The 1,090-nt window shown below is 32.6% G+C and carries 1 protein-coding gene and 1 pseudogene; both read left to right on the top strand.

Going from position 1 to position 1,090, the window contains the following annotated elements:
- Nucleotides 1-467: pseudogene (locus FTU03_RS16050) on the top strand (IS1 family transposase); the annotation flags it as partial.
- Between the two features lie 173 nt (nucleotides 468-640).
- The coding region (locus FTU03_RS16045; protein ID WP_171406470.1) for an AraC family ligand binding domain-containing protein at nucleotides 641-1,090 on the top strand (450 nt) is incomplete at its 3' end.

Below are 1,090 nucleotides of genomic sequence, written 5' to 3'. Positions count from 1 at the left end.
AAAGTTTTACGTACTTTAACTGAATCAACCTATGAAATTCAGCCTCAGCAAAGTCATTATGAATCTCTCGAAGTAGATGAGTTCTGGAATTTTGTTGGAAATAAAAAGAATAAACAATGGCTTATTTACGCCTATCATCGAGAAACAGGTGAAATTGTTGCTTATGTTTGGGGTAAACGAGATTTAGCTACAGTCTAACAATTGAAGACAAAGCTTAAACAATTAGATATTCACTACACCCGAATTGCAAGTGATCATTGGGACAGTTTCATCACTGCTTTTAAAAATGGTAAGCAAAGTATTGGTAAATTTTTTACTGTAGGTATTGAAGGCAATAATTGCAAAATAAGGCATAGAATTAGGCGTAGCTTCAGAAGAAGCTGTAATTTTTCAAAAAAGCTTGAAAACCATTTTAAAGCTTTTGATTTAGCCTTCTTTTCTTTTACATCAATAATGGCTTCATTTAAAGGCAGCATACTTTTTGAAGCACCACCAAAATTTTATGTTAAGTAGAGACTAAAAATGCCCTTGATTAAGGGCTTACAAGGGCATTTTGTATAAGGTGTATTATGTTAATTTTAGAATTTCTTCATTAGATAATTTTTGATAAGCTAAATCCATTAGGACTAATTAAGTAAATATGAGCAATTGGGTCAATGTCACACAGGATAAGTCTACAGGTATAGAACTAATTCATGCCCACTTCAAAGGCTTTGCATACGATCCTCATCTACACTCAAGTTATCTTATAGGGGTAACAGAGTTAGGACATCAACAATTCAATTGTAGAAAAAAAATTATTGATAGCTATCAAGGTCAAACTTTCATGCTTGAACCTGAAGAAGTTCATGATGGTAATGCACCAGATCCTCTCGGCTTCACTTATAAAATGATGCATTTAGATCCAGCATGGTTAAAAAAAAGCTATGAAGGAATATTTAATGAGCCTATCGAACTTGCTATCGAATCAACCCTACGTTCTGATCCTCAACTTTCACATTTGATACTTTCAACCTACAATATATTGAATAACAATGAATCTCAATTGATGAAAGATACGTATTTAGATCTTTTATTAGAAAACTTAGGT

Source organism: Acinetobacter sp. YH12046, from assembly GCF_013419905.1.
Classification (GTDB): domain Bacteria; phylum Pseudomonadota; class Gammaproteobacteria; order Pseudomonadales; family Moraxellaceae; genus Acinetobacter.
The sequence above is the reverse complement of the archived record's forward strand: the minus strand, read 5'-3'. Positions and strand labels throughout refer to the sequence as shown.